A 24,762-nucleotide genomic window follows, 5' to 3' on the forward strand; every position below is an offset into this window, starting at 1 on the left:
CAGCCCTCTTTCCATATCGTTGCGATCGCACTGCTCTTTGTTTGAATGTCAGGTGGATTTCTGCCAACTGACTGATAAATGTGGGAACCTGGAAATTGAGAAGTTGAGTCTTTCTGTGTGAGACTGGAAACTTCTCAATTCTTTTTGCGTGATTGTGCAATTCATAATGGCGAAACAGCGAATTTTTCTCACCGGAGCCAGTGGGTGCATCGGCCACTATATTTCAGAAGCTTTGATTCAAGATACGGATCACGAGCTGTTTCTGATGGTGCGCGATCGCAACAAGCTGAAAATTGATGTGGATGCGCGTCCCGGCGTAACGGTGATTGAAGCCGATATGCGCGAGATTGAGATCCTGGGCGATCTGCTCAAAACCATAGACACCGCCATTTTGACCGCTGCGGCTTGGGGCGGCGCACAGGACACCTATGACATTAACGTCAGTAAGACGCTGACGCTGCTCAATTTGCTCGATCCCAACCAGTGCCAGCAGGTGATTTACTTTTCCACCGAGAGTATTCTTGACCAAAACAATCAGCCGCTCAAAGAAGCGAAAGAGTTAGGAACTGACTACATTCGCACTAAAGCGCTTTGCCACCAGCAAATGGCTCGCCTTGCGATCGCACCTAAAGTCACCACTCTCTTCCCCACGCTGGTCTTTGGTGGCGATGAGCAAAAGCCAATGTCGCATCTGTCAGCGGGACTGCCCGATGTCGTCAAGTGGATTGGATTAGCTCGTTTCCTCAAGGCTGACGGCAGTTTTCACATTGTTCATGCCCGCGATATTGCGTCGGTGGTTCGGCATCTGGTGGATCATCCCCCTGCCCCAGATGAATCGCGCGAACTGGTACTGGGGACAGCACCAATTACGGTTAATCAGGCAGTGGAGGAGATCTGCGCCTATCTCAACAAGCGAATTTATCTGCGAGTTCCGCTGTCCATGTGGCTAGCCGACGTGATTATTCGCGTCTTCAAGATTCAAATGGCCTCCTGGGATCGGTTCTGCCTGGAGTATCGCCACTTTACCCACCGCGATCCGGTCAGTCCCGCTACGTTTAATGGTATTCCCTACTGCTCATCGGTGACGGATTTGCTGAAGGTGAGCGGCATTCCGCCCAGTTAAATCTGCAATACAGTGAGAGAGATGGACAGATACTGTCCACCTCTCTCACGTTTTTGGGTTTTGTATGAATCGAGTGACTATTGTTGGCTGCGGTGTGGTTGGGGCTGCGATCGCATATGAACTGAGCCAGAATCCTAGCTTAGAAATTACCGTTCTAGACCGACAGCCACCCGCCCAAGCCTCAACGGGAGCGGCGCTCGGCATCCTCATGGGCATCATCAGTCAGAAGGTGAAAGGGCGCAACTGGCGACTGCGGCAGGCTAGCATCCAGCGCTACGCCACGCTGATTCCTGAACTGGAAGAAGAGACCGGAGAGACGATTCAATTCAATCGCCACGGCATTTTGAACCTCTGTTTTGATGCGGACGAACTGGAAAAATGGGATCGTCTGCTGGATATCCGTCATCAGCAGGGCTGGCGAATTGAGCGCTGGCCGCTGGAGCGACTTCGAGATTGCACACCGCAGCTCAATCTCGATCAGGTCGTAGCCGGGATCTACTCACCCCAAGATGGCCAGGTAAATCCCACTGAGCTAACGCATGCGCTGATCAAAGCCAGTCAGCAGCGCGGCGTTCAGTTCCGCTTTGATGCCGAGGTAACGGGATTCGAACGAGCAGAAGCAACGGTTAAAGCAGTACAGGTTACTGAAAGTGATGGGAAATCAAGTGCGATCGCAACCGACTGGGTGATCCTCGCTAGCGGACTGGGTACGACATTACTCACACAGGCGATGGATGCTGCAATTCCCGTTATTCCTGTTTTAGGTCAAGCCATGACGCTACAGATGCCCGAAATGTTGGGAACTTCAGCCTTTCAGCCCGTCGTCAACGGCAACGACATTCATATTGCTCCAATTGGTCAGAATCAATACTGGGTAGGCGCAACCGTCGAATTTCCCTCTCCGGAAGTGATGGAGCAGGAATTAGAACTTTTACCCGTAGCTGAGCGGCTTGAAGAGGTGAAGCAAGGTGCGATCGCAATGTGTCCCGCCCTCGCCAATGCCACCGTTCTCAACACTTGGTCAGGACTGCGCCCTCGCCCTCAAGGCCATCCGGCCCCGGTAATTGAGTGGCTACCGGGTTCAGATAATGTACTCGTTGCCACAGCTCACTATCGCAATGGTGTCCTGCTAGCACCTGCCACAGCTCAGGATGTTTATGCCCAGATTCATCAACGACTGAAGCAGAAGTAAGACGGAAGTCAAATTTGGATTTAGTCGATTTTGGTTGAGCTTATCAAGTTTTTTACTCTGATTTTATACCTTGTAAGTTGAGAACCCAAAAGGCCAATTTTGCTGCCGTATGGCGGCAAAATTGGTTTGTCAAGTTTTATGTAGATACGAATTAATCTATGCCAAGCGGATTATAGCGAATTCAGTCTAGAGGGCTACCTACCGATTAAAGCCAAACTTTTTAATTGATTTAGTGTGCATTAAAAAGCTGCAAATCCATCACTGGACTTGTTGAAAAGCGCTTATAAAACCCAGTTGTAATTATTCTGTTTAGGAGGTAGCTCTCATAATGAAATCAGATAACAAATCACATCCAACTGATCGTCCTGATCGTCGTCCAACTGATCCCTATCGCGATCGCAACCCCAATCGTCGATATGAAGGCGAAGCATATGGCGAGCGGGGTAACGTAACCGATTCGCCCAACTACCACGACAATCTCAGCCACACTGACCCCAGCTATCGTGATGCCTACAAACGAGAATCCCTTAGTGGTGCAGAAAACTCTTGAAAGTGTGCTGTGTCGGGATTCTCATCATAAGACAAGGAGACGGGAAGAGGTGTTCCATGAGACGCTAAAAAGTTCCCCAACTCATAGCGACTCTTATGGAAGCACCTCTTCTCTATCGTCAACTGATGTCCCAACTGCGTCAATGGGTCAAGCCCAAAGACCAACGTCATTTGCAAGGCGTGGCCGAAACGGTCGCCGCGATTCTTTTGTCTAGCAGTGCCTGTCTCGGGAAATGGCTGGCCTACCTGAGTCATCGAGGCTGCCAAGCCCGAGCCCATATGGAACGGCTCAGTTACTTGCTGCACAACGAGCACATCAGTGCAGAACGATTCTATGCTCCACTGCTGCGTCATGCGCTGCAAGCCTTTCAAGACAGTGCGCTCACGCTCACGTTGGATACGAGTCTGCTGTGGAATCGATTCTGTCTGATTGAGGTCTGTCTGGTCTGGGGTGGACGCTCGTTGACACTGGCCCAAACGGTTGTAGAACATGGCAGTGCGACCGTCAGCTTTGAGACCTACTATCCGGTATTAGTGGCCGCCAAAGCCGTTCTGCCGCCGGGGTGTTCGGTCACCTTATTAGCCGACCGGGGCTTTGAACATGGAGAGTTGCTGCGATGCTTGGAGGACTGGCAGTGGGATTGGTTCATCCGAGCCAAGAGCGATTTGACGGTCACGTTAGCGACAGGGCACTCCTGTTGTGTCCAACAGTTACTGCCTCCACCGCAACAGGCTCATCTCTTTCATCAGGTGACAGTCTTGGAGACTGTTCACTGTCATCTGGCCACTGCACAGCAATCGATAGCTGCCGACCCATGGGCCGTTCTCTCGAGTCAACCCCCGTCTCTACAGACCTTTGCTCGCTATGGACAGCGCTTTGGCGGCATTGAGCCACACTTTAAGGATTACAAATCCGGCGGATTTGATGTCCTTGACTCGGGTTTGCGAGAGGCCCAAGCGCTCACCCGTCTCGTCATGCTGCTCGACATCGCCAGTTTGATTGCTCTGATGGTGGGCTGGATGCTGGTAAAAGCTGGGCAGCGCTCGAAACTGGACTGGCATAGTCAACGGGGACTGAGTTTTCTGCAACTGGGTCTTCGAGACCTGGCTCGACGCTGCTATCAACGGGTTGCTATTCCCATTCTCAATGCACTTCCTCGGCACAGTCCACCCACCGCTTGTGCCTCGCGGGGCAAGCAGGCCGCTCTCGACTGCCGCTTCGAGTTCTCTAAAGTGGTTGTATTCTCATCTTGAGACTCAAAACAGTTCATCAAAAGTTTTCTGCACCACTAAGCGAGAATCCTTACACAACAAGCATCTAGCACGAGAAAACGCAGCTCTGCGTGATCGCCATGCTGTTGAGCGCGATCGCATCGTTAGCCGTCATCAAGCTGACACCGGACGGAACTTCCTGCTCGGCGTTCTCATTATTGGTATTGCCGCTTTAGGATTTGGTATTTTCTATTACGCTGGTCGCAGCGAGACGGAAGAGCAACCGGCTCTGCAGACTCCGATTGAAGTGCCAGAGCAGCCTGAAGCGGAAACTCCAGACATTAATATTGAGCTGCCCGATAATCCGCCCGATGTGCAGCTTCCTGAAATCAGCGTTCCAGATGTTGACGTGCAGGTTCCAGACGCAACTGGCGGAGCAGAAAACCCCGCACCCGCACCCACTGAGAATTCAGGCGCAGATGCTGGTACCGCTCCAGCCGGAACGGCTCCAGTAGGAGATGAAGCGCTACCTGCTAATGGTGAAACTCAGCAGTAAAGCTGAACACAACTCAACCGTCATAGTAGTTTTACTCGCATCTTGCATCAAACCCCGAAAAGTATTTTGCCGCCACATCGCAGCAGCAAAATACTCTTCGGGGTTCTTGGTTTACAACGTGTGAGATATGAGTCTACACAAATGCTAAACAGTGAGGCTACTCACATCTGATCCTAAAAATCACCTCTTTCAGGTTTGGGATACCCTTACATCAGTGAAGACGAACGGTGAATTCGTTGTGGAATCACGCGTCCCAGAACGGCATAGAGCACTGCGGCAATAATGATGCCGTTGAGTGGGGCAATTCCAAATTCAGCCTGAGAGGAAACATAGGCCGCAACAGCAGCCACAACATAGGAAATGACTCCAGCCCAATTGAATGCAGGTAACGGCATATCCAACGATGGAAACTCACCTCGGTGACGTAGCCAAAAATCAGCCATAATCACGCCACCCACCGGAGGAATCACCGTCCCCAACAAAATTAGATAGGGAATCATGTTGTTATAGATGCCACCTAGAGCCAGCGCTAACGCAAAAGTTGCTCCACCCAGCACCATCGCATGACGTTTGTTCGTCCGGAAAAAGTTACTGCCTGCGATCGAAAAGGCATAAATTGTATTGTCCTGTGTCGTCCAAACGTTCAGAATCAGCAGAATCAAACCGCCGAGCAAAATGCCCTGTTGCTCCATTGCTCGAATCAGATCTTCAGAACCATAGACCAAGGTGCAAAAAGCACCTGTGAATACCAACAAACCGTTAATCCCCAAAAAGGCAATTAGCGTGCTGCCGACTGCATTTTTGGTCGTATCCGCAAAACGGCTCCAGTTAGTGGCTTGGGTACCACCTGAAATAAAGGTGCCAATTACAACAGCGACACCTGCAACAAAACTGATTGGTTCAGAAGGTTGCAGTGCAAACAGATCACCCGCATCGCGAAATCCTAGCACTAGGCTTAATCCAATCAGAATTAACATGGCAGGTACAGCTAAACGGCTTAGCCAGTCCATTGCCTTGTAGCCAATGTAAGCCGTTACACAAAAAGCGTAGGTAAAGAAAACGATTCCAACCCACTCTAGGGCCTCGGGTAATCCCAACAGCTCTAATAGAGCACTGGCGATAAACGCGTTGGTCACAGCGTACCAACCAATTTGGGTAAAACCTAGAATGAAATCGACCCAGCGAGATCCAACATTGCCAAAGCTAAAACGAGCCATCAATACAGTGCTGAGACCGCTTTTGGCTGCAATGTAACTTAAGACTGCACAGTAGGTGCCGAGGACGAGATTACCAATTAAAACGGCTCCAATAATTTGCGGAAAGGTGAGACCTGCACCCACAATTCCCCCACCAATTAAGGTGGTGGAAACTAGGGTGAAACCCATCAGCAGTGGCGCAAGCGACCAAATTGGTTTGCGAGCCATCATTGGGACAGCCGTGAGGGGATAGTCCTCAGACGCTTGAGTTGAAATTTGAGGCGGTGGATTCTGAACAGAAGTCATAGCAACGGCGCTCCTCCGGGATGTAGCGATCCAGTTGGCGTCATTGTCAGATGTTGAGAAAACTAAAAATGTATTTCCCGATACTGATTTCCTATTGGATGCGCGTAATTTTTTTGCGCTTGACTGAAATTTTGACCTCTCCGAATAGACTGGGCCAACGGTGATTTCAAATAAGGCTGAAAACCAGCTATTAGTCTCCGTTATCCTATAGTTTATTGCTTTACAGTCTGCTCAATTATGGAATTAAATCCAGAAGACCTCGAACCCTCTGCTCGATATAAACTGCTCATTGGTAGTGTCGTACCTCGCCCCATTGCATTTGTCTCCAGTCAGTCGCCTGACGGAGTGACAAATTTGGCTCCTTTTTCCTACTTCAATGCAGTAGGACATAAGCCGTTGGCATTGATGTTTAGTATTAGCAAAAAGCCTGATCAATCAGAAAAAGATACCTTGCGCAATGTCCGTCCAGTTACAGAAGGCGGCATTGGTGAATATGTGATCAATCTGGCAGTAGAACCTTACATTCAGCAGGTAGCAGAAGCTTCAGAACCGTTACCCTACGGTGTATCTGAATTCGACTATGTTGATCTGACGTCAGCGCCGAGTAGACTGGTTCGCCCTCCACGAGTGGCCGAGTCACCCGTAGCGTTTGAGTGCCGCACTCTACAGATTGTGCCTGTTGGTGAGTTCAATGTCGTGATTGGGCAAGTTATTCACCTGTTTATTCGAGATGACTTGGTGGACGACCGCTATCGAGTGGATACACAGAAGCTAATGGCCGTCGGTCGGATGGCTGGTTATGACTATTGCTTGACTCATGAGCAGTTTACGATTCCGAATGGGTTGCCGCAGCGGGAGAAGGAGTGATGGAAGATTGTAGAGGTTAGAGGGGGAGTAAGAGTTGAGGGAGAGAACTAAGATTAGCGAGTGATGCGGAGGATTTTATCGCCACCAGCCGGACAGCCGCCTCGACCATCGCAGTTGCTGGTTGTCACATAGAGGTCGCCATCTGGCCCCATGATCACCTCGCGCAGTCGGCCATACTCGTCTTGTAGGTACACCTCATGCTGCTCTAGCTCACCCGTGGGACTGAGGGATACGCGGTGGAGATGTTGCGATCGCAATGTACCGACGATGAAATCACCCTGCCATTCTGGGATGGCATTGCCTGTGTAAATTGCTGCCCCTCCGGGTGGTGTTGCATTGGCCCAGGTCAGAACGGGACGCCGCAAGTTGGCCTGAGTATCGCAGCGGTAGATTGTTGGCCAGCCCAGGTTATCTCCGGCTTTGGCAACGTTAATTTCGTCATGTGCCCGTCGCCCCAAGTCTCCACTGGGCCCGTGATCACTCACCCACATGATCGACTCGTTAGACCAGTCAAACCCTTGCGTGTTACGAATACCAAGAATATAGACCGGATTATTGGGAAATGGATTATCGGCAGGTACCTGTCCATCCGGCGTCACTCGTAAGATCTTGCCCGCTAAGCTGTCGGGATTCTGGGCAAGGTCAGGATTGCGAGCATCGCCTGTACCGATGTAGAGCATGCCATCGGGGCCAAACCGCAAACGGCCCCCGTTGTGATAGGTGGCAACGGGAATATCGGACACGATGATTTGATCGGCGGTGGCTGATTGGTTGTTTTCAGCCAGCTGCCAGCGCTCGACACGGTTGGTCAATGCGCCACCTTCGTCGGTGGTGTAGTAGAGATAGAAAAAGCGATTTTCTGCAAAATTGGGATGGAGAGCAATGCCAAGTAAACCACCCTCGCCCTGTTCCGTTGCCGGAATTGTGACGACGGGAGAGGCTTGAAGCTGCCCATTCTGTACCAGTCGTACCTGTCCAGCTCGCTCAGTGACCAACATGTCGCCGTTAGGCAAAAAGGCGATGCCCCAAGGCACTTCTAACCCGTTGACGACTTCTTCAACTTGAATATTGACGCTGCCCTGAGGGCCATAACCTGACTCGATAAGCGTGCAGCTACTGGTCAGGTTGACATCTGAGGCTGGTGCTTGCGCTACGGATGTGGGCTGCTCCGGTTCTGATACGTCTGATTCAACCGAGGATGAAGTGGAGGATTCCGCCGTACTGTCGGTCATACTTTGGGATTCATCGGATGTGCCACTACAAGCGACTAGACCGAGAAAACAGCTGATCAAGAGGGCAAGTCGGAAACGGCATACAAACTGAAAAAGCATAGTCAGAGTTTGGTTTAGGACAGGCCAACGCTACGGGTTTAGCATAATTTGGCTGAGTTTGCCTTCTGTCGGGGGTGGATAGATGGGTGGGGAGTAGGAGGGTAGGAGGGTAGATGGAGTGAGTAGTAAATAGTAGTCAGGGGTGGTTGGGGTGGAGGACTTGCCAGGTGTCGCGGGCGATGGCCCAGTCTTCTTGAGTGTGAATGACAAAAACGCGGACTTTGGAACTGGATGTGGCAATGTCGGCATCTTTGGGATGGTTTTCGTTTTTCTGAGGATCAAGCTGGATGCCGAGAAACTCCATACCGTCACAGACGGACTGACGCACTGGGGCAGAGTGTTCACCGATGCCTGCGGTAAATACCAGTCCGTCTAGTCCATTGAGGCTCATCAGCATCGAGCCAATGCAGGAGCGGAGCCGATGAATAAACACATCGTAGGCAAGTTTGGCCTGCTGGTTTCCATCTGCGATCGCAGTTTGAATTTGCCGCATATCACCGGATACACCGGACAAACCCTTTAGGCCCGACTGCTTGTTTAGCAAGCGATCTAGATCATTGGCAGTATCGTTTTTCTGGCGCATCAGATGGATCAAAATACCCGGATCAACGGAGCCGGAACGGGTACCCATCATCAGACCATCCAGCGGCGTAAAGCCCATCGTCGTGTCAATGCTGCGACCATCGCGAATGGCGGACAGAGAGCAGCCGTTGCCCAGGTGACAGACAATTAGCTTCAGCTCAGCGAGTGGTTTATCGAGTAGCTGAGCCGCTCGCTGTGCGCAGTATTGATGGCTAGTGCCGTGAAAACCGTAGCGACGAATCCCCTGCTTGACCCACTCATAGGGGCCTGGATAAACCGAAGCGGCTTCTGGCATTTGACGATGAAAGGCGGTGTCAAACACCGCTACTTGAGGAATGTTTGTCCCTAAAATCTGTTCTGCAATTTCGATGCCGTCCAGATTAACTGGATTATGCAGCGGCGCAAAGGCCGATAGATCCGAGATTGTGGCTTTGACATCCGGTGTAATCAGCGTGCTGCTGGCGTACTGTTCGCCACCGTGGACGACGCGATGACCGACGGCATCAATCTGCTGTGGGCTTTCGATCACTTGAGTATCGCCCGCCCAGAGGCTTTCTAACATGCGTTGCGTATCGGCAAAGCGAGAATCTGACTGGAGCTGTTGCTGGCAGGTGGCACCGTGATGGGTTGTGACCTCCAGATCAACCTTGCCTTCCTGATGCGTCCAGTCCAGTTGGGCTTCCCAAAGTGGGGCAGGCGGAGTATCCGGCAGGGTATCGCCAATATCGTACAAGCCGCTTTTCTGGCTGCTCGATCCAGCATTCAGCACTAGGATTTTCATAATGCTCTCCCTTGTCTACAGCAATTCCCAGCGATCTATGAGAAATGAGGAATGTGATCCCCGCTTCTGACAGCTCTGTATCAACTTAGTGCGATCGCAATTAGCTCTGTTATAGCGCTTTGTTTGCTCAGAGAATCGCTGCTTGTATTCTGTAAAACTCAGACCAAAGTCGGAATTGGACATCGGTAAACTTTCGGCGCTTCGTTTTTAAGAAGACATGAATTGCCCCCAACGGTGGTACGTTTATCGGCGGCGTGGGAAGCATAAAGACAATTCAACCCAATTTATTGTTTTCAGATTCCTGTTTCCAGGTTACGCATCTTGGGAAATATATATATTGAGAGAAAAAATATCGCTTTGTCATGGTTAAAATTCTCTCTCTGAATTTTAATCTCTGTGGGTCTAATTCCCCGTGGCTTGCCACGTTAGTGGTAGCGCGGGAGTGCGTCCCGAAGGGCAAATTCCGTAATGCCCCGTCCGCTTGCGGCGGGGATAGGAATTTGAGCGCCCCGCGAGATTTACTGCGCGATTTAAGTTCATCTATAACGATCTAGGACTTTAGAGGCAGCGATGTTAAAACGACGTACTTTTCTGGGCTATAGCTTGTTGTTTTTAGGTGGTTGTACTTTTGCCAGAACGGCCACTCCTGAGTCTGCTGTTGAGACCAACCGTTTGGAGAAGCTGCGGTTTGCAGTGACCGATTTGAGTGGAGCGGACAAATTAGAGCAGGATTTCGGCGCATTTCGGCAGGCATTGGCGGAGGCGCTGAAAATGCCCGTCGAATTTTATCCGGTGGATAATTATCTAGCGGCGGCTCCGGCTCTACTGGCAAATGAACTTGATTTTGCGATGGCTGGCCCGTCGGAGTATTTGCTGCTGCGGGCGCGCTCCAATGCGGTTCCCATCGTCGGAGTCACTCGTTCCAACTACTACTCCATGATTATGACTCGCGTGGACGGCGGCATTAACTCGCTGGCGGATCTGAAGGGTAAGAAGATTGCGATGCGGACGGAGGGTTCGACCGCTGGCCATATCGTACCGATGAAGCTGCTGCTGGATGCTGGCCTTTCGCCCCAGGGTGACTACGAAGTGCTGATGCTCAATCGCGATGGCTGTGAAGCGCTGCGCACCGGCCAGGTAGATGCATGGGCCGATTCCCACGATCGCTATGTCGAGTATGTGAAGGAACCGGGACTGGAAGGTAGTGAAATCAAGGTGCTTGCCAAGAGCGATGATCTGCCGCCGGATGTGTTTGTGGTGAATCCAAGTTTAGGAACAGGCTTCATTGAAAGTTTGCGATCGCAAATTTTGGCGAATCAAGATGTGCTGATGAAGGCGCTCAGCGCGTCTGAAGCGAATCAAAAGTACACAGAATCCCAGATGATTTCGGTTGAAGATAATACCTATCAAAGTTTGCGAGATAGCTACTATGCCATTGGTCAATCGTCCGCCATTGAGTAGTCGGTGTAGAGGCATTTTGATTGATGTTGTATCGTCCGGCACCGCTGCTTAAACCCCTGTTTCAGATTCTCACTCGGCTGAGTTCAAAATTTGGCATTGATCGGAGCATTTCCAAGAAAATTAGCTATGGCTATGCATTAGCTCTGGGTACCGCTGTCATGGGTACGAGTTGTGGCCTACTGGGCAGCTATTTGTATGCCCAACCAGCGCTCATTCAAACCCGGCAGATGGAGCAACAAACGCAGTTGCTGAGTGAGTTTAACAATCGTCTCTTAAGTATCCAAACCTCTCCTCTGCGCCTACTTGCGATCGCAGGGGACAGCCGGATTTGGATGCAGTATGAAATTAATCAGTTCAATGCGGATCTGCGCCAGCTCAATGAATTGTTGAATGACATTGACCAATCTGCGATCGCATCGTCTCACCGAAATACTCAGATGGTTGAGCTAACCCATAACTATCGCGCTACTCTGCTGTCCTATGAAGAATTCTCGCATGATTTATGGGCCAGTTTGGACGGTGTGGACAACAAGCAAGCAGCGACAGAAACTCTAGCTACAGCATTGGGTAGTGCAAACGCCAGTGAGCTATCGACTCGATTTGAGCAACTGTCTGAAGATCTCACTCGGCTTCAGCAAATCGTTGATCAAGACTATGCTCAAGCTGCCGTTCAGCTACAGGAAGTAGAGCAGTTTAGCCTGCTGTTTATTGCACTCAGCATGGCGGTTTCCATTGGTTTAGCGATCATGCTTACATTCCTTACCAGTCGTGCGATCGCACGTCCAATTGAACAGCTCACCACAGTGGCCCGTAAAGTTACGGAAGACAATGACTTTCAGCTCCAGGCACCCATCCAAACACGAGACGAAGTTTCTCTGCTGGCTCAAGCCCTTAATCAACTCGTCAGTTGGGCAGGGCAATACACTCGCGAGTTAGAAACCGCTCATCAAACGCTGGAACAGCGGGCCGATGATTTACAGGAAACGCTCAATGAGTTGAAGCAAACTCAGCTCCACCTGATCCAGAGTGAAAAAATGTCGGGTTTGGGTCAAATGGTGGCGGGCATCGCCCATGAAATCAATAATCCGGTTAATTTCATTCACGGCAACCTGAAGCATGCTCTTTTCTATACCGAAGAGATTATGCGGCTAATTGATCTGTATCAAAGCCGCTATCCTGATCCCGATCCAGAGATTCAAGCGGTGATTGAGGATATCGATCTGCCGTTTCTGCAAACCGATTTTCCCAAAATTATTCGCTCCATGGAGGACGGGACAACCCGCATTTGTGAAATCGTTAAGTCGCTCCGCACCTTTTCTCGTCTAGATGAAGCCGCGATCAAAGAGGTTGATATTCACGATGGCATTGAAAGTACGCTGATTATTTTGAATAATCGCCTCAAAGCAACCGCCGATTCTCCGGCTGTCCAAGTGACTCGTGACTATGGAACGCTGCCCCTGATTGAATGCTATGCCGGACAGCTGAATCAGGTGTTTATGAATATCCTCGGCAATGCAATTGACGCACTAGAAACAGCACCGCCACCATCCAATCCTACAATTACCATTACAACGGCAGTCCTAGATCAGCATTGGGTCGAGATTCGAATTGCAGATAATGGCCCTGGTATTCCAGAGCGGGTGCAAAACCGCTTATTTGATCCATTCTTTACGACTAAACCTGTGGGTAAAGGTACAGGCTTGGGCCTTTCAATCAGTTATCAAATTATTACCGAAGCTCACAAAGGTTTCTTGACCTGCGAATCTGCTCCTGGTGAGGGAACCTGCTTCGTAATTAAGCTACCTTTCAGGGTGTAGCCGCCACTTGCATATCCAGAACCGCTATAAAATCAGCAATCGCAGACTTGCGACAGGACCTGCTTGCCTTTGGTCAGCAAGCCTACATTTCTAATGATCAGAGTGTGTCAGGATACAGTGTGCTGAACTTTGGTCGATCAAGCAGGATAGAACAATGCAAATCTTGCTGGTAGAAGACGATATCCGACTCTCTGAATCCCTAGCTGAAGCACTGGTCGCCCAGCGATATGCAGTTGATGTGGTGCGAGACGGAGAATCAGCTTGGGATCGGATTTGCAGCTTCACCTACGATCTGATTTTGCTGGATGTCACCCTGCCCAAGCTGGATGGGATTAAGCTCTGCCAACGATTGCGCGATCGCGGATATCTCCTGCCTGTGCTCATGCTGACAGCTCGTGACACCAGCCTCGATAAAGTAATTGGGCTAGATTCTGGGGCCGATGCTTACATGGTCAAACCATTCAATTTGCAGGAGTTGCTGGCCCAGATTCGGGCATTACTGCGGCGGGGACAGACTGGCACGCCACCCGTTTTAAGCTGGGGCGAGTTATTGCTCGATCCCAGTAGCTATGAAGTGATGTATGGGCGTTCACCGATTCGACTAACTCCCAAGGAGTTTGCCTTGATGGAAACCTTGTTGCGTCACGGGAAGCGGGTTTTGAGCCGAGCCGCCATTATTGAAGAGGTCTGGACATGGCAGGATATTCCCGAAGAAGACACGATGAAAACCTATATTAAAAACCTGCGTGCCAAACTGAAAGCGGCAGGTGCGCCTAAAGATTTTATTGAAACGATTCACGGAGTAGGCTATCGCCTCAAACCCTTGGAACATAACCAGTAGTCTTAAAACGTTTATACAAACTCAAAAGCGATGATCTGACCGCCGCAACGCAACGATTCGATCACCTCTTGTATGAATTTTGTAAATCCGAAACAATAGTGATAGCCATGTTGGTTAAAACGTTTTTGTGGTGCGGCTTTGCCGCGTCACAAAAAAGCCCGTGTTCTAACAAAGGTGACTACAGCTATCAGTAGATAGTGATATTTAAATAATTAATTTGGGGGGACTATAAGCAAGTGTGATTAGGGGATGACATTCTCCCCGATTTCTCCACAATATTACCCCAAAAAGCTCTACCTAATCTTTATACCTTAGACCTCAATATCCCAAAGCAATCAGATTTTACATCAATAATTTTGTAGCGATTGATGCAATCTTAGCGCATATCTGATTTTTGGGGAATTGAATTAGAGGTAAACTCCAATGACTGATCACGATCCGTTGAGATTAGCCACGGCTGCTGGCACCGCTCAGGCGCTTGAAGAACTGCCCGAATCGCCGGAATCACAGGCCACTGACATGATTTATGGCTTGTACGCTAAGCCACCGCTGCGGGAAACCCTTGCTGCTGCTTTACAACACGTTTTGGCCGCTTTTGTAAACATTATTGCCCCCGCTATTGTAGTTGGTAGCAGCATTGGTTTAGAAGCCTCCGATACCAGCTTTCTAATCAGTATGTCGCTGTTTATTTCCGGCATTGCTACTTTTATTCAAGTGCATCGAATTGGCCCAGTCGGTTCAGGATTATTGAGTATTCAGGGCACCAGTTTTGCCTTTGTTGGCACGATTGTGACTGTCGGTACGGCGGCTGTGGCGGGAGGACGTTCTCCCACCCAAACTCTGGCCTATTTGCTGACAATTTGTATGCTGGGTGCGTTTGTCGAAATTATTCTTAGCCAGTTTATTGAACCTCTAAAAAAGGTGATGACACCGCTAGTGAGTGGAATTGTCGTCGTCATGATTGGTCTAAGTCTGATTCGGGTTGCTATTACCGCAATGGGCGGAGGCTCAGCTGCGATCGCAAATGGTACATTTGCGACACCTCAAAATTTGATTGTGTCCCTGTTGGTGTTGACCGTGATTGTCGTGCTTAACTGCACCCGCAGCTCCTTTCTCCGGATGTCCGCGATTCTGATTGGGTTGATTGTCGGCTATCTCGTCGCCCTGCCCCTGGGCATGCTGGATTTCAGTGGTCTCAGCCAGCTTCCCTATGTGACGGTGCCGATTCCCTTTCGTTACGGGTTTGATTTTGGCATCGCAGGCTTTATTCCCCTGGCGTTTCTGTATGTGATCACGACGATCGAATCAATTGGTGATTTGGCCGCTACTTCCATGCTGGTGGGCGAACCGATTGAAGGTAAAACCTATCTGCGGCGGGTGAAAGGCGGCATTCTTGCTGATGGCGTCAACTCGTTAATTGCAGCCTGCTTCAACACTTTTCCCAACACAACGTTTAGCCAAAACAACGGTGTGATTCAGCTAACAGGCGTTGGCAGCCGCTATGTCGGTTACTTTATCGCCGGGATGTTGTTCATACTGGGACTGTTTCCCATTATTGGTGGTCTGTTCCAAGCTATGCCTCAACCTGTTTTGGGCGGTGCAACGCTGCTGATGTTTAGCTCAGTGGTGACGGCTGGCATCAAGATTCTACACGGTGTCAATTTGAGTCGGCGCAACACGCTAATTCTAATCGTGTCGCTCGGTTTAGGCATGGGCGTGTCGTTTGTGCCCGAGATTCTAGAAAATACGCCTTATTTGATTAAAAGTGTCTTCTCGTCTGGAATCGCAACGGGAGGCATGGCTGCTCTGGTGCTGAACATTGTTATTCCGGGCAGCCGAGAATAGGTAGATTGATATGTTGGCAATCCTGTAAGGGCGAATGGCCATATAGCCCTCCGGGCATGGCTACGCCAACTCTCCTACATCGCGTGTATTTGTGGACTTTATACAAAGTCCGGTTGAAAACCCACTGTTTATTTTCTGCAAAATGCTTGCACCGCGAGCATTTTGCAGAAAATAAACTGGGTTCATACTATACGGACTTGATATTATTCTAGGGGCAGATTGACCGTGACCGTAGTGCCCTTTTCTTCAGTACTATCAATGTGCCAATTGCCGCTATGCAGAGCGACGCAAGCGTCAACGATGGCCAGTCCTAGGCCCGTACCAGCAATGTCACCCACATTACTGGCTCGTTGAAAGGCCGCTTGAATATGGGGCAAATCAGCAGCCGGAATACCAATACCGCGATCGCAGATTGTTAACATCGCAACTTGACCATCACTACTGAGATTGACCTGAATCGATGTGTCATCCGGCGAATATTTAGCGGCATTGGAGAGCAAATTGCCCAAGAGCGATCGCACCAACTTTTTATCCCAAAACGCTTTAATTGGCTGATTGGGGTGGCTAAATACAATGGGCTGCTTAATTCCGGCTTGAACATGATCAAGCACCTGCTGACAATAGACAGAGATGTCCAACAGCTCTGGGTTGAACTCTAATTTGCCCGCCTCAGCCCGCGTCAGCGTCAGCAAATCAGTAATCTGCTGGCTCATCTGCTGGGCCGTTAGATGAATGCGCTGAATATTGGTTCGCGTCTGAGTGTCAGAAAGCTGATCAGGCTGACCATCGTTAACCTGGAGCAATTCGGCTGAGAGCAAAATTGTGCTGAGGGGTGTACGCAGTTCATGGGAAGCCATTGAGAAAAACCGCTGCTTCAGGTCGTTTAGAGCCTGAGTTCGCAGCAGTTCATTCTGCAAGTTCTGCAAAAATAGGGCCAAACCCCCCGTCAGCAGCAATCCGGTCAGTAGTGTAATCCACGTGCCGTAGCTAGCGGTGAGCGGATAATTGGCAGCCGGAGCAAATTGAACCAGCCACTGCCGCTGTCCAATCTCCAGTGTGCGGGTGCAGGCGATTGGCCTTCGACAGAAAAACTGCGATCGCACATTCTTTCCACTCGTATCCTCCTCTACAGCCATAACCGCTTGCCGCTCGGCATCGTAGCGGCCCAGAAACTGCTGATCAGCCGTAGCGTTTTGGTCAGAAAGAACAAAGTCAATTTCAACGCTCAAGTCCTGTAGCGCTTCTTCCACCACATCTGAGACGCGGAACACACCGAGTAAGACTCCATCGAACTGCGCCTGCCGGGTGGCCTGATCTGCTGGAATATCGGCAGTTTGATACAGCGGCAGAACGACAAGAAAGCCGTATTGATTCCGCTGTTCTTGTACCAGGCGAATCCGGCCTGTGGCCTGAACGCTGCCGCTATCTCTGGCGGGTTCAATGGCCGCAACACGAGCAGAACTGGAGTTGAGATCAAACCCCAGCGCGGCTTCGTTTCCGTCCAGCGGCGCAACGTAGGTGACGGGAATATAGGCAGGGCGCTCACCCGCAGGCACGAGACGATCATCGTCGGTGAGTTCAGTAATTTGAAATTTTGGAAAGCCCTCGGTTTGAATTGTTTGCTCAAACGCACTGCGTTCGGACTGCGGTACTAACGGTGCCCATTCCAAAGCCTGAATGCCGGGATAGGTATTCAGCGATCTCAGCACAAACTGCTCAAAGTCCTGGCGCTCTACCTGCCCCTGACTTACACCGTAGTGATCACCCAAAAACACCAGCACGTCGGTATAGCGATTGAGGCTGCGCTGGAGGGCAATGGCCAAATTCTCAATTTGCTGCTGAAAGCGGTTTTGCTGCTGCGACAGTTCCCAACGATGGACAAATAAAGTCGCGATCGCAGATAGGCTCACCCCGACTCCAATCGTGATGCCTAAGATCCATGCGTGACGATGAGACGATTGAGCCATGCCCGAAGATTGCCAGAACCGTGGATGAGGAAGTACGGTTCTTTAGCTCTATCGCATGAAGCCGCGTTTACCTGTATTCTAGGCATCAAAATGCGTCAAAATCAGTGCATCAACTCAGGCCAGACGCGATAAAATGAGAAAAGAGCTTTACAAAACTTATGCAGATTTTTCGCGCCTACATCGCCCCATTTTTTATCATCCTCGTCTTTTTTATCGCCATGATTGCTGTCAGCGCCAGAATTTTTCTGCCGAGTGACATGATGGCTCCGGCCCCAATAGAAGAAATGGATCAGACAATGCCGTCTGATCCAACTGCCCAAGTAACAACTGAGATACCGGATATTTATGTGCTGGTTAAGGGACTGCCGCAGGATCTAGGCACAGCTTGATGAGCGTACCGTTTCCGGTTTCGGGATATCAGATGCGAACCGGATCGGGTTTGGATCGGGCACTGCTGGTTAAGTTTATGCAGCGCACCTATCGTGAGCTAAATCCAGACGCTGATATCAGCCACTTGGCGCAAACGGTTGATCAGCATTTCAGCTCTGAAACACCACTGTGGTGGGTTCAACCCGCTGAGCTGGGTTCCTCGGATGTCTCACTCGGTTTACCCCATACTCGCTCGAAATTCGCGCCTGTTGCCTGTCTATGGATGGGGCAAGCCGTTAATCAAATCACTGGGTATCGGCAGGCTTACACGTTTTTACTCTATGTTGCGCCAAATGCGCGGCGGCAAGGAATTGGAACGGCGCTGATGCATCAGGGTGAACAGTGGGCTAAGCAACAGGGTTTTAATGAGCTGGGGCTACAAGTCTTTCAAACCAACCAAACAGCGCTGCAGCTCTATCGCCGTTTGGGATATCAGCCAAGCTCAATTTGGATGACGAAACTGTTGCAATAATCCGTTGAGGCGCATGGCAATTCGCTGCCGCTGAGAAGTGGGCACATTCGAAAAATCAATTCCACTCCGAGCAAAAATGCGGCGTGCATCCAGATCTAAATCTGCGATCGCGCCTCGCTCAGAACCATGCTCCATATGAGGCTGTGCTGTATGGTATTTTGCGTAAAGCATAAGCCGTCTCCAATAAAAAAAGAGGATTTTTATGCTCTCTGTCATCTAGTATTGATATTTGCACTACAATCGAGTTCTGCGTAACGTATCGCTCAGTTTCGCAAAGAAACAGATCATTGCTTTAAATATCGTGATAATTGCTGCGACGATCAATCCAATCTCCGTAACGTGCTTAATCTGCTGATGCGTTGAGATACGTAGGGTTTCATTCATTGCAGAACGAATTACAGAATGTATTTACACAGAATGTATTTACGCTTGACTCAATCAGCATTGCAATATTCAGGTCAATTTTAAGCACTCAAATTTGGCAATCAAACCGGGAGTATTTTTTGCCGTCACAATTGGGCAGCAAAAGATATGTTCGGGATCTGATGGAGGTCTGAGTTGATCAGGCACAAGATTTAAGTCAGAAGACTTTTAGGGAAACGAATTCGTGCTGTAAAGTGACAGTATGTATGACGACGACGATCTAATTGCATTAGAAACCGCCGATTATGAAAGTCCGCTTGATCGGCTAGAACCGCTAGATGCGGAGGCAGATGTTCCGAAACCAACGCCGGAGCAGATGTTGCCGTTGCTGAAGTCTGAGGAGACGCAGCAGCGAATGTTGGCTGCTCGGGCTTTTTGCGAATTACAGGATGCTCGGGCCATTCCTGAACTGGTTCGGTTGCTCCAAGATGGCTGTCCGCTGGTGCGGGTCAGTGCTGCCTATGCGCTGGGCCGTAATCCCAGTCCAGACGCGGTGGATTCGATTATTACGCAGCTTAATCGGGACTGGAACGGCTACGTGCGTAAGGGTTTGGTGTGGGCACTAGGTAACTGTCGCGATCTGCGATCGCTCGCTCCGCTGATCGATGCACTCAAAACCGATATTTCTGCTGTGCGCCTGTGGGCCGCCAGTGCGCTGGCTCAGATGGCCGAGGTTGGCTTTGATGCCATTTTGGCTGCCATGCCGCCGCTGATTGAGGCTCTACGACAAGATCCCATTCCGGCAGTACGGAGTAACTGTGCCTGGTCAATTGGTCAACTCTGTCGCGAATTACCGTCGAACGTAGTCTATGCCACGGCAGTGGACGCGCTGATTGAATCCTTTGCTGAAGATGAGGACCTGGGCGTCAAGGAAGATGCTCGGGCGGCGATGCTGAAATTGGGCGATCCGCGCGGCTTACAGGTGATTGAAGAAATCGAACTAGATGGGCTGATTTAGGTGCATTGCTGCGCGGATGCACCTTATAGCTTTTTAGGGACATCCCATTGATTGCCCCGAAATCCAGCCCGTTGTCCAAGCCGACTGAAAATTAAATCCACCCGTCACGCCGTCGATATCCAAGACTTCGCCTGCGAAATATAGTCCTGGGCAGAGACGGCTCTGCATAGTTTTAAAATCAACTTCCTTCAGACTCACGCCACCGCAAGTGACAAATTCGTCTTTGAACACACCCTTGCCCTGAATTTGGAACTGTCCCTGACTAAGTTCTTGCACAAGGCGATTAATCGCTTTTTTGGACTGCTCCGCCCAATTTTGCTGCGGATCGATCTCGGCGCGGCTGAGAATATAGCGCCAGAACCGACGCGGCAGATCAACCGGGCAGTGATTTGCGATCGCACGTTTCGCCATTTGGACTTTTGCCTCCATCAGCACCTGCCGCAGTTGCTCTGGATTCTGCTCGGGCAACCAGTTCACACTGAGCTGAGCTTGGTAACGCTGATCATGCAGTACCCGTGCACCCCAGGCCGAGAGTTTTAAGATAGCAGGCCCACTCAGTCCCCAATGGGTGATTAGAACCGCTCCTGACTGCTGTAGCGGCTTCTGCTTAGACTTTTGGCTGGGGATGCTCAGTTTGACCTCAACGGGTTCAATCGCGATGCCAGCCAGTTCTCGCAACTTCGGATCGGCAATGTTGAACGTGAACAGCGACGGCACGGGCGGCTGAATTGTATGTCCCAGCGATTGAGCGAACTGGTAGCCGCGGGGATTGCTGCCCGTCGCAATCAGGATGCGATCGCACGTCACCACCTGCCCCGACCGCAGCCGGAGCAAAAAATCGTCACCGTTTCGCTCAATCGCCGCCACTGCAGCCTGCGTTCGTAACTTCACCCCAGCCTGCATCGCCGCTTGCGTCAGGCAATTGGCAATCGTGGCCGAATCATCCGTCACTGGAAACATGCGCCCATCCGCTTCCACCTTGAGTCGCACCCCCCGCCGCTCAAACCACTGCACCGTGTCTCGTGGCTGAAAGCGCGTCAGTGCCCCCCGCAGAGCCTTTCCACCCCTGGGATAGTTCTGTACCAGCGCCGCCGGCTCAAAACAAGCGTGGGTCACGTTGCAGCGCCCTCCACCCGAAATTAGCACTTTCACCAATGGCCGCTGCCCAGCTTCAAACAGCGTAACGGTTGCCTCAGGATACATTTCGGCACATGCGATCGCACCAAAAAATCCCGCCGCACCACCCCCAATTATGCCAACCCGCATCGTTCTCACTCCTAACACTACATCCCAATCGCTGGCTCCCTCACCATTCCATTCCCCCTCTGCTTTTCTGTCCTCCTACTCCCTCGACTCTCTCGACAACCAACCCTCTACAGACCTCTACAGCCCCCTTGTTCCCTTACTCCCTCACCTACCCTCCCACCCCTCACTGTCCCCCATTTCTGAGGAAAATTATTACGATATATTGCAGGATGCCTAAGATTGTGAACTTCATCCCTGAAAATGTTTCCGGAAGGTAGCTGAGCCTGGACTCCTAAATCAAGGATTCCAGAAACTACAAAGCCTGCTAAAAGTACCCGAGTTTAACCAGGCAGACACCATCACTACAAGAATTTGTTTCGGTGGTGTTTTATCGTCTGGCCGCGAACACCAGTTCTAAATACTTCTGGTTATATTTTCTTACTGGAGGAATCCATCAATGAGTATTGTCACGAAGTCTATCGTGAATGCCGACGCTGAGGCTCGCTATCTCAGCCCCGGTGAGCTAGATCGCATCAAGGGTTTTGTTACCTCTGGCGAGCGTCGTCTACGCATCGCTCAAGTTCTGACCGATTCCCGCGAGCGCATCGTTAAGCAAGCTGGTGATCAACTGTTCCAAAAGCGTCCTGACGTTGTATCTCCTGGTGGAAACGCATATGGCGAAGAAATGACCGCCACCTGCCTCCGCGACATGGATTACTACCTACGTCTGATCACCTATGGAATCGTCTCCGGTGATGTAACCCCGATCGAAGAAATCGGTTTGGTTGGTGTGAAGGAAATGTACAACTCCTTGGGCACCCCAATTCCTGCTGTTGCAGAAGCTGTTCGTGCGATGAAGAACGTTGCTGCTTCCATGCTGTCTGGTGAAGACGCATCTGAAGCTGGTTCTTACTTCGACTACGTAATCGGTGCGATGCAGTAAACGTTGTTGCCCATTAACAACACGAAATTCTGCTGAAACTAAGTCATTTAAGGAAGCGATACAATGCAAGACGCTATTACTTCTGTAATCAACTCTTCTGACGTTCAAGGTAAGTACCTTGACGGCTCCGCAATGGAGAAGCTAAAGGCTTACTTCGCTAGCGGTGAACTGCGCGTTCGTGCAGCTACCACCATCAGCGCTAACGCAGCTGGCATCGTTAAGGAAGCAGTTGCTAAGTCCTTGTTGTACTCTGATATCACCCGTCCCGGTGGTAACATGTACACCACCCGTCGCTATGCTGCTTGCATCCGCGACCTCGACTACTACCTGCGCTATTCCACCTACGCAATGTTGGCTGGCGATCCTTCTATCCTCGATGAGCGCGTACTCAACGGCCTGAAGGAAACCTACAACTCCCTAGGTGTACCTGTTTCTGCTACCGTTCAGGCTATCCAAGCAATGAAGGAAGTAACCGCTAGCTTGGTTGGTGCTGATGCTGGTAAGGAAATGGGTGTTTACTTCGACTACATCTGCTCTGGCTTGAGCTAGTTGAGTCACAGCAGTTAACTGACTTGCCGCACTCACAAGTTAGTTAGATATGAAAGGGCTAAGCTGGCCGGAGTGAGTGTTAGAGTGCTGTTTAGCTTGTCCTCCAGGGCTGATGAGTTACAGTAGTCTGGCATTTTCATCGGTGCTTAGCCCTTCGTCTATCTACAGAAAATTCTTAAAGAGTGATTTTCGCTGGCTATCGTCTTCTCACTTCATGGTTGAGACTTAACGTGATTGAGAATTGAATCGGTTCAATTTGGTGATAAGCGGCGGCTTTTGATATCTAAACTTTTTTGCCTTGCATTAGGAGATCTTTCGCTATGCGCATGTTCAAGGTTACAGCTTGCGTCCCAAGCCAAACTCGCATCCGAACCCAGCGTGAGTTGCAGAACACCTATTTCACCAAGCTTGTTCCTTATGGCAACTGGTTTAAGGAGCAACAGCGCATCCAGAAAATGGGTGGCAAGATCGTGAAGGTTGAGTTGGCTACCGGCAAGCCTGGAATGAATGCTGGTGTTGGCAGCTAAATTCCTAACAATGATGCCTTTGATCAGATTGGATACGCATGTGTAGAGGAGAGGTTAGAGATAACCTCTCTTTTTTTGCGGGTTTATACCGTTTCTACGAGGTCGCGCTACTCATACCAATTCCGCTTGTAAAAACCAGTGATTATAGTAATTCCAGTTAAGAGTGAGAGAACGAAAGAGCAGAGTGCCTCATCCTGAGGCACTCTGCTCTTTCGTTCTTATCTAGAACCGCTATAACGTTCACAAAAAATGATTTTGGACTCTTTCTAGTTGAATTCAGGATTGGTAAGGTTGGCAGATTGCGATCGCATCGGTTGGCAGCTCACGGGTGTAGTCTCTTCGGTCATGCCTTGCGTTCTAAACTGTTCGCAGGTAATAGAGTTGTAGAGCGCATATTGCCAGTCTTGAGCTTGTTGAATCTGATCAAATGCCAGATTTCGAGTTTGGCGCAAGTCGGCGCAATGCTCCTGATGTTGTTCGACTGTCATGGTTCGCGGATCGCTACCTGCTGGAAATTCGCACAGCTTAGCATTTTGGAAATTCGCGCCGTTTAAATTGGATAGCTGCGATTTGAAATCTGCCTTATCACTGGCGTCAACTAAAAACTGGGCACCCGGCAGCATTGCTCGCGATAGATTAGAACCCTCTAAATCAGCCGCCTGGAACTGCACCTGATTCAACTGAGCATCTTGAAAATTGCTTTCTCGCAGGTCAACAGCTGTAAAGACAGTGCCGTGAAGCTTAGCCGCCTGGAAATTAGCACCTTGCAGATCGGCTTCACGAAACGTAGCTTCGAATAATGTAGACCCTGTGAGGTTGATGCCTCTGAGATCAACCTGCTCCCGCTCAGAACAGTCACGCTCAGGGCGGACACCAAATACGTGACCAATTTGCTCAAGGCCACTGCTGACGGAATTATCTGACGGTGGAACAAACTTGATTTCCGGTAAATAGCGGTTCTTGAGTTCCAGGCCGGACAGCGACTCGCACTGCTGAGTGAGTGTTTCAATGGCAAAGGTTAGGCCCGCACTGGTTTCGTTGCCATTGGAAATAACCGAGTGGATTAACTCCCAGGCATCTTGGCGACTGGTGCGACGATTTTCGCGGCCATCGAGAAAAATTTGCCGAATTTGCAGATAGGTGAAAAATGCAGTGAACACAACGGCGAGGATACCAAATCCAGCTTTGAAAAATTTCACCTGCTGATCGAGATGCTTGGCAAATTTTTCCGATCGCTCAACGGCATCCACTAGCTGCTGCTGTAAAAATTGAGCTTGGACTTCGGGCCAGTGCTGCCAATAGTATTGATCAGCGTTTGCGGGTGTGGCCGATGGATTGGCTGGGTCTTGGTTGGGATTGGCTGCGGGCGGGATGGTGCTGTCAGGAGAGGGAAACTGCGATCGCGCATTTCCATCAGGGGGTGAAACAGGTGGCTGATCTGAATAGCGGGGTGGAATCGGTTGAGTATGGGGGGGCTGCGTACTCATGATTGGTTTCTAACAGATTACATGGGGCTTGAAGAAACCTACAGAGCTGATCATGAGCATTTCGAAAATTTACGAGCCTAAAACTAATTGTTAATCAGCAATG

The 24,762-nt window shown here is 50.3% G+C and carries 23 protein-coding genes; 16 read left to right on the forward strand and 7 right to left on the reverse strand.

The features are described 5' to 3' along the window. The first annotated feature begins 166 nt into the window (after positions 1 to 166). The 5 genes from AC286M_RS18425 to AC286M_RS18445 all read left to right on the forward strand — a co-directional run bounded on the left by AC286M_RS18425 (position 167) and on the right by AC286M_RS18445 (position 4,632). Positions 167 to 1,123 carry an NAD-dependent epimerase/dehydratase family protein gene (locus AC286M_RS18425; protein WP_488205774.1) on the forward strand — a complete coding sequence of 319 codons (957 nt, stop codon included), beginning with the start codon at positions 167 to 169 and terminating at the stop codon, positions 1,121 to 1,123. Between the two features lie 64 nt (positions 1,124 to 1,187). Then, complete coding sequence (locus AC286M_RS18430; protein ID WP_488205775.1) at positions 1,188 to 2,315, forward strand: NAD(P)/FAD-dependent oxidoreductase; 1,128 nt, start codon at positions 1,188 to 1,190, stop codon at positions 2,313 to 2,315. A 328-nt stretch (positions 2,316 to 2,643) separates the two neighbouring features. Next, on the forward strand, positions 2,644 to 2,865 hold the full coding sequence (locus tag AC286M_RS18435; protein ID WP_488205776.1) for a hypothetical protein: 222 nt from the start codon (positions 2,644 to 2,646) through the stop codon (positions 2,863 to 2,865). A gap of 95 nt (positions 2,866 to 2,960) precedes the next feature. Further along, the gene (locus tag AC286M_RS18440; protein WP_488205777.1) at positions 2,961 to 4,118 is read left to right on the forward strand and encodes a transposase; all 1,158 of its coding nucleotides are present in this window, start codon (positions 2,961 to 2,963) and stop codon (positions 4,116 to 4,118) included. Beyond that, on the forward strand, positions 4,102 to 4,632 hold the full coding sequence (locus tag AC286M_RS18445) for a hypothetical protein (protein WP_488205778.1): 531 nt from the start codon (positions 4,102 to 4,104) through the stop codon (positions 4,630 to 4,632). The genes AC286M_RS18440 and AC286M_RS18445 overlap by 17 nt, the downstream gene beginning before the upstream one ends. A 206-nt stretch (positions 4,633 to 4,838) precedes the next feature. Here AC286M_RS18445 and codB read toward each other — a convergent pair whose 3' ends face one another. Next, a complete protein-coding gene (codB, locus tag AC286M_RS18450) occupies positions 4,839 to 6,134 on the reverse strand; it encodes a cytosine permease (RefSeq protein WP_488205779.1) in 1,296 nt (431 codons plus the stop codon). Positions 6,135 to 6,371: 237 nt separating this feature from the next. On the opposite strand from codB, the gene AC286M_RS18455 reads away from it, so the two are divergent. Next, positions 6,372 to 7,001, forward strand: a complete 630-nt coding sequence (locus tag AC286M_RS18455; RefSeq protein WP_488205780.1) for a flavin reductase family protein — start codon at positions 6,372 to 6,374, stop codon at positions 6,999 to 7,001. Positions 7,002 to 7,054: 53 nt separating this feature from the next. Here the strand turns inward: AC286M_RS18455 and AC286M_RS18460 are convergent, their stop codons facing one another. Continuing rightward, positions 7,055 to 8,293: a PQQ-dependent sugar dehydrogenase gene (locus AC286M_RS18460; protein ID WP_488205781.1), complete on the reverse strand. Its 1,239-nt coding sequence runs from the start codon at positions 8,291 to 8,293 to the stop codon at positions 7,055 to 7,057. Between the two features lie 175 nt (positions 8,294 to 8,468). Next, positions 8,469 to 9,695 carry an acetate kinase gene (locus AC286M_RS18465; RefSeq protein WP_488205782.1) on the reverse strand — a complete coding sequence of 409 codons (1,227 nt, stop codon included), beginning with the start codon at positions 9,693 to 9,695 and terminating at the stop codon, positions 8,469 to 8,471. A gap of 570 nt (positions 9,696 to 10,265) precedes the next feature. Between AC286M_RS18465 and phnD the strand changes: the two genes are divergently transcribed. The 4 genes from phnD to AC286M_RS18485 all read left to right on the forward strand — a co-directional run bounded on the left by phnD (position 10,266) and on the right by AC286M_RS18485 (position 15,659). Further along, positions 10,266 to 11,156 carry a phosphate/phosphite/phosphonate ABC transporter substrate-binding protein gene (gene phnD, locus AC286M_RS18470; protein WP_488205783.1) on the forward strand — a complete coding sequence of 297 codons (891 nt, stop codon included), beginning with the start codon at positions 10,266 to 10,268 and terminating at the stop codon, positions 11,154 to 11,156. Positions 11,157 to 11,179: 23 nt separating this feature from the next. Further along, on the forward strand, positions 11,180 to 12,973 hold the full coding sequence (locus AC286M_RS18475) for a sensor histidine kinase (protein WP_488205784.1): 1,794 nt from the start codon (positions 11,180 to 11,182) through the stop codon (positions 12,971 to 12,973). A gap of 154 nt (positions 12,974 to 13,127) precedes the next feature. Continuing rightward, the gene (locus tag AC286M_RS18480) at positions 13,128 to 13,814 is read left to right on the forward strand and encodes a response regulator transcription factor (RefSeq protein WP_488205785.1); all 687 of its coding nucleotides are present in this window, start codon (positions 13,128 to 13,130) and stop codon (positions 13,812 to 13,814) included. A gap of 423 nt (positions 13,815 to 14,237) precedes the next feature. Beyond that, positions 14,238 to 15,659, forward strand: coding sequence for a uracil-xanthine permease family protein (locus AC286M_RS18485; protein ID WP_488205786.1), 1,422 nt, complete (start codon positions 14,238 to 14,240; stop codon positions 15,657 to 15,659). A 203-nt stretch (positions 15,660 to 15,862) separates the two neighbouring features. On the opposite strand, the gene AC286M_RS18490 is transcribed toward AC286M_RS18485, so the two are convergent. Further along, positions 15,863 to 17,626 carry a CHASE domain-containing sensor histidine kinase gene (locus tag AC286M_RS18490; protein WP_488205787.1) on the reverse strand — a complete coding sequence of 588 codons (1,764 nt, stop codon included), beginning with the start codon at positions 17,624 to 17,626 and terminating at the stop codon, positions 15,863 to 15,865. Between the two features lie 158 nt (positions 17,627 to 17,784). On the opposite strand from AC286M_RS18490, the gene AC286M_RS18495 reads away from it, so the two are divergent. Then, positions 17,785 to 18,015 (forward strand): DUF8624 family small hydrophobic protein, encoded by a 231-nt coding sequence (locus AC286M_RS18495; protein WP_488205788.1) that lies wholly within the window; start codon positions 17,785 to 17,787, stop codon positions 18,013 to 18,015. Beyond that, positions 18,015 to 18,527 carry a GNAT family N-acetyltransferase gene (locus tag AC286M_RS18500; protein WP_488205789.1) on the forward strand — a complete coding sequence of 171 codons (513 nt, stop codon included), beginning with the start codon at positions 18,015 to 18,017 and terminating at the stop codon, positions 18,525 to 18,527. The genes AC286M_RS18495 and AC286M_RS18500 overlap by 1 nt, the downstream gene beginning before the upstream one ends. Here the strand turns inward: AC286M_RS18500 and AC286M_RS18505 are convergent. Continuing rightward, positions 18,498 to 18,698: a hypothetical protein gene (locus AC286M_RS18505; RefSeq protein ID WP_488205790.1), complete on the reverse strand. Its 201-nt coding sequence runs from the start codon at positions 18,696 to 18,698 to the stop codon at positions 18,498 to 18,500. The genes AC286M_RS18500 and AC286M_RS18505 overlap by 30 nt on opposite strands. A 454-nt stretch (positions 18,699 to 19,152) precedes the next feature. Here AC286M_RS18505 and AC286M_RS18510 point away from each other — a divergent pair, with 454 nt between their 5' ends. Then, positions 19,153 to 19,908 carry a HEAT repeat domain-containing protein gene (locus tag AC286M_RS18510; RefSeq protein WP_488205791.1) on the forward strand — a complete coding sequence of 252 codons (756 nt, stop codon included), beginning with the start codon at positions 19,153 to 19,155 and terminating at the stop codon, positions 19,906 to 19,908. Positions 19,909 to 19,941: 33 nt separating this feature from the next. On the opposite strand, the gene AC286M_RS18515 is transcribed toward AC286M_RS18510, so the two are convergent. Beyond that, the gene (locus AC286M_RS18515; protein WP_488205792.1) at positions 19,942 to 21,174 is read right to left on the reverse strand and encodes a BaiN/RdsA family NAD(P)/FAD-dependent oxidoreductase; all 1,233 of its coding nucleotides are present in this window, start codon (positions 21,172 to 21,174) and stop codon (positions 19,942 to 19,944) included. A gap of 436 nt (positions 21,175 to 21,610) precedes the next feature. Between AC286M_RS18515 and apcA the strand changes: the two genes are divergently transcribed. The 3 genes from apcA (at position 21,611) to AC286M_RS18530 (ending at position 23,172) form a co-directional block, all read left to right on the forward strand. Continuing rightward, positions 21,611 to 22,096, forward strand: a complete 486-nt coding sequence (gene apcA, locus AC286M_RS18520) for an allophycocyanin subunit alpha (RefSeq protein ID WP_488205793.1) — start codon at positions 21,611 to 21,613, stop codon at positions 22,094 to 22,096. A 63-nt stretch (positions 22,097 to 22,159) separates the two neighbouring features. Then, a complete protein-coding gene (gene apcB, locus AC286M_RS18525) occupies positions 22,160 to 22,645 on the forward strand; it encodes an allophycocyanin subunit beta (RefSeq protein WP_488205794.1) in 486 nt (161 codons plus the stop codon). A 320-nt stretch (positions 22,646 to 22,965) separates the two neighbouring features. Beyond that, positions 22,966 to 23,172, forward strand: a complete 207-nt coding sequence (locus tag AC286M_RS18530; RefSeq protein WP_488205795.1) for a rod-capping linker protein CpcD domain-containing protein — start codon at positions 22,966 to 22,968, stop codon at positions 23,170 to 23,172. 266 nt (positions 23,173 to 23,438) lie between these two features. On the opposite strand, the gene AC286M_RS18535 is transcribed toward AC286M_RS18530, so the two are convergent. Further along, positions 23,439 to 24,659 (reverse strand): pentapeptide repeat-containing protein, encoded by a 1,221-nt coding sequence (locus AC286M_RS18535; RefSeq protein ID WP_488205796.1) that lies wholly within the window; start codon positions 24,657 to 24,659, stop codon positions 23,439 to 23,441. Positions 24,660 to 24,762 lie beyond the last annotated feature (103 nt).

Source organism: Thainema salinarum CENA647 (assembly GCF_057732415.1).

What these genes read in the sequence shown, in the direction of transcription:
- AC286M_RS18425 (WP_488205774.1), top strand. Translation starts at nt 167, where the DNA reads ATGGCGAAACAGCGAATTTTTCTCACCGGAGCCAGTGGGTGCATCGGC.
- AC286M_RS18430 (WP_488205775.1), top strand. Translation starts at nt 1,188, where the DNA reads ATGAATCGAGTGACTATTGTTGGCTGCGGTGTGGTTGGGGCTGCGATC.
- AC286M_RS18435 (WP_488205776.1), top strand. Translation starts at nt 2,644, where the DNA reads ATGAAATCAGATAACAAATCACATCCAACTGATCGTCCTGATCGTCGT.
- AC286M_RS18440 (WP_488205777.1), top strand. Translation starts at nt 2,961, where the DNA reads ATGGAAGCACCTCTTCTCTATCGTCAACTGATGTCCCAACTGCGTCAA.
- codB (WP_488205779.1), bottom strand. Translation starts at nt 6,134, where the DNA reads ATGACTTCTGTTCAGAATCCACCGCCTCAAATTTCAACTCAAGCGTCT.
- AC286M_RS18455 (WP_488205780.1), top strand. Translation starts at nt 6,372, where the DNA reads ATGGAATTAAATCCAGAAGACCTCGAACCCTCTGCTCGATATAAACTG.
- AC286M_RS18465 (WP_488205782.1), bottom strand. Translation starts at nt 9,695, where the DNA reads ATGAAAATCCTAGTGCTGAATGCTGGATCGAGCAGCCAGAAAAGCGGC.
- phnD (WP_488205783.1), top strand. Translation starts at nt 10,266, where the DNA reads ATGTTAAAACGACGTACTTTTCTGGGCTATAGCTTGTTGTTTTTAGGT.
- AC286M_RS18475 (WP_488205784.1), top strand. Translation starts at nt 11,180, where the DNA reads ATGTTGTATCGTCCGGCACCGCTGCTTAAACCCCTGTTTCAGATTCTC.
- AC286M_RS18480 (WP_488205785.1), top strand. Translation starts at nt 13,128, where the DNA reads ATGCAAATCTTGCTGGTAGAAGACGATATCCGACTCTCTGAATCCCTA.
- AC286M_RS18485 (WP_488205786.1), top strand. Translation starts at nt 14,238, where the DNA reads ATGACTGATCACGATCCGTTGAGATTAGCCACGGCTGCTGGCACCGCT.
- AC286M_RS18490 (WP_488205787.1), bottom strand. Translation starts at nt 17,626, where the DNA reads ATGGCTCAATCGTCTCATCGTCACGCATGGATCTTAGGCATCACGATT.
- AC286M_RS18495 (WP_488205788.1), top strand. Translation starts at nt 17,785, where the DNA reads ATGCAGATTTTTCGCGCCTACATCGCCCCATTTTTTATCATCCTCGTC.
- AC286M_RS18500 (WP_488205789.1), top strand. Translation starts at nt 18,015, where the DNA reads ATGAGCGTACCGTTTCCGGTTTCGGGATATCAGATGCGAACCGGATCG.
- AC286M_RS18505 (WP_488205790.1), bottom strand. Translation starts at nt 18,698, where the DNA reads ATGCTTTACGCAAAATACCATACAGCACAGCCTCATATGGAGCATGGT.
- AC286M_RS18510 (WP_488205791.1), top strand. Translation starts at nt 19,153, where the DNA reads ATGTATGACGACGACGATCTAATTGCATTAGAAACCGCCGATTATGAA.
- AC286M_RS18515 (WP_488205792.1), bottom strand. Translation starts at nt 21,174, where the DNA reads ATGCGGGTTGGCATAATTGGGGGTGGTGCGGCGGGATTTTTTGGTGCG.
- apcA (WP_488205793.1), top strand. Translation starts at nt 21,611, where the DNA reads ATGAGTATTGTCACGAAGTCTATCGTGAATGCCGACGCTGAGGCTCGC.
- apcB (WP_488205794.1), top strand. Translation starts at nt 22,160, where the DNA reads ATGCAAGACGCTATTACTTCTGTAATCAACTCTTCTGACGTTCAAGGT.
- AC286M_RS18530 (WP_488205795.1), top strand. Translation starts at nt 22,966, where the DNA reads ATGCGCATGTTCAAGGTTACAGCTTGCGTCCCAAGCCAAACTCGCATC.
- AC286M_RS18535 (WP_488205796.1), bottom strand. Translation starts at nt 24,659, where the DNA reads ATGAGTACGCAGCCCCCCCATACTCAACCGATTCCACCCCGCTATTCA.